Origin of the sequence: Halomonas cerina, assembly GCF_014192215.1 — a bacterium.
GTDB lineage: Bacteria > Pseudomonadota > Gammaproteobacteria > Pseudomonadales > Halomonadaceae > Halomonas > Halomonas cerina.
Map to the genome: position 1 here is coordinate 1 of NZ_JACHXP010000040.1, position 2,668 is coordinate 2,668.

1 rRNA gene (cut by a window edge) is annotated in these 2,668 nt (G+C 56.1%); it reads right to left on the bottom strand.

What is annotated here, in order from left to right:
- A 23S ribosomal RNA gene (locus FHR94_RS19235) occupies positions 1–2,668 on the bottom strand (its annotated part continues 157 nt past the right edge of the window); the annotation flags it as partial.

Genomic DNA, 2,668 nt, shown 5'->3' on the forward strand with positions numbered 1-2,668 from the left:
AGGCCTCGGGGAGATCTCATCTTGAAGGGGGCTTCCCGCTTAGATGCCTTCAGCGGTTATCCCGTCCGCACATAGCTACCCGGCAGTGCCACTGGCGTGACAACCGGAACACCAGAGGTGCGTCCACTCCGGTCCTCTCGTACTAGGAGCAGCCCTTCTCAAATCTCCAACGCCCACGGCAGATAGGGACCGAACTGTCTCACGACGTTCTAAACCCAGCTCGCGTACCACTTTAAATGGCGAACAGCCATACCCTTGGGACCGACTTCAGCCCCAGGATGTGATGAGCCGACATCGAGGTGCCAAACACCGCCGTCGATGTGAACTCTTGGGCGGTATCAGCCTGTTATCCCCGGAGTACCTTTTATCCGTTGAGCGATGGCCCTTCCATACAGAACCACCGGATCACTAGAACCTACTTTCGTACCTGCTCGACGCGTCTGTCTCGCAGTTAAGCACCCTTATGCTCTTGCACTCACTGCACGATTTCCAACCGTGCTGAGGGTACCTTCGTGCTCCTCCGTTACCCTTTGGGAGGAGACCGCCCCAGTCAAACTACCCACCACACACGGTCCTCGATCCGGATCACGGACCTGAGTTAGAACGCCAATGATGCCAGGCTGGTATTTCAAGGTCGGCTCCCCCCGGACTGGCGTCCGGGGTTCCAAGCCTCCCAGCTATCCTACACAAGCAACATCAGCGTCCAGTGTGAAGCTGTAGTAAAGGTTCACGGGGTCTTTCCGTCTAGCCGCGGGTACACCGCATCTTCACGGCGATTTCAATTTCACTGAGTCTCGGGTGGAGACAGCGTGGCCATCATTACGCCATTCGTGCAGGTCGGAACTTACCCGACAAGGAATTTCGCTACCTTAGGACCGTTATAGTTACGGCCGCCGTTTACCGGGGCTTCGATCAGGAGCTTCGCCAAAGCTAACACCATCACTTAACCTTCCGGCACCGGGCAGGCGTCATACCCTATACGTCCGCTTACGCGTTTGCAGAGTACTGTGTTTTTAATAAACAGTTGCAGCCACCTGGTATCTTCGACCGCCTTCCGCTCCGGCCGCGAGGGCCTTCACGTAACGGCGGCGTGCCTTCTCCCGAAGTTACGGCACCATTTTGCCTAGTTCCTTCACCCGAGTTCTCTCAAGCGCCTTAGGATTCTCACCCTGACCACCTGTGTCGGTTTGGGGTACGGTCCCACTGTATCTGAAGCTTAGAGGCTTTTCCTGGAAGCGTGGCATCGATGACTTCCAGCCCGGGGGCTGTTCGTCTCGTCTCTCGGCCTGGGAGAACCGGATTTGCCTGATTCTCCAGCCTACCGACTTTCACCAGGACAACCAGCGCCTGGCTCACCTAGCCTTCTTCGTCCCCCCATCGCAATACAGTGAGGTACGGGAATATTGACCCGTTTCCCATCGACTACGCCTTTCGGCCTCGCCTTAGGGGCCGACTCACTCTGCTCCGATTAGCGTCGAACAGAAACCCTTGGTCTTCCGGCGGGGAGGTTTTTCACCTCCCTTGTCGTTACTCATGTCAGCATTCGCACTCGTGATACCTCCAGCCCACTTCTCAATGGACCTTCATCGGCGTACACGACGCTCCTCTACCGCATGCCTGCATCCTTAAACCTACTCGCTTGCTACCCGACTCGACGTTCGGGGAGCGCTTGGGCGTCGCTTCGCTCCGCCAAGCCAATAGCCTTAAGTGATGCAGGCATACCCGTAGCTTCGGCACCTGGTTTGAGCCCCGTTACATCTTCCGCGCAGGCCGACTCGACTAGTGAGCTATTACGCTTTCTTTAAAGGATGGCTGCTTCTAAGCCAACCTCCTAGCTGTCTGAGCCTTCCCACATCGTTTCCCACTTAACCAGGATTTCGGGGCCTTAGCTGACGGTCTGGGTTGTTTCCCTTTTCACAACGGACGTTAGCACCCGCTGTGTGTCTCCCACGCGTCACTCACCGGTATTCGGAGTTTGCCTCGGGTTGGTAAGTCGGGATGACCCCCTAGCCGAAACAGTGCTCTACCCCCGGCGGTGCTACGTGAGGCGCTACCTAAATAGCTTTCGAGGAGAACCAGCTATCTCCGGGCTTGATTAGCCTTTCACTCCGATCCACAAGTCATCCAAATCTTTTTCAACAGATCCTGGTTCGGGCCTCCAGTTGATGTTACTCAACCTTCACCCTGCTCATGGATAGATCGCCCGGTTTCGGGTCTATTTCCAGCGACTGGTCGCCCCGTTAAGACTCGGTTTCCCTACGCCTCCCCTAGTCGGTTAAGCTCGCCACTGAAAATAAGTCGCTGACCCATTATACAAAAGGTACGCGGTCACACGACAAAGCGTGCTCCCACTGCTTGTACGCATACGGTTTCAGGATCTCTTTCACTCCCCTCGCCGGGGTTCTTTTCGCCTTTCCCTCACGGTACTGGTTCACTATCGGTCAGCCAGGAGTATTTAGCCTTGGAGGATGGTCCCCCCGTCTTCAGTCAAGGTTTCACGTGCCCCGACCTACTCGATTTCACAGGATCAGGTTTTCGGCTACGGGGCTATCACCCTGTATCGCTGAGCTTCCCAGCTCATTCGCCTAACCGGTCACCTGCTTAAGGGCTACTCCCCGTTCGCTCGCCGCTACTGGGGGAATCTCGGTTGATTTCTTTTCCTCGAGGG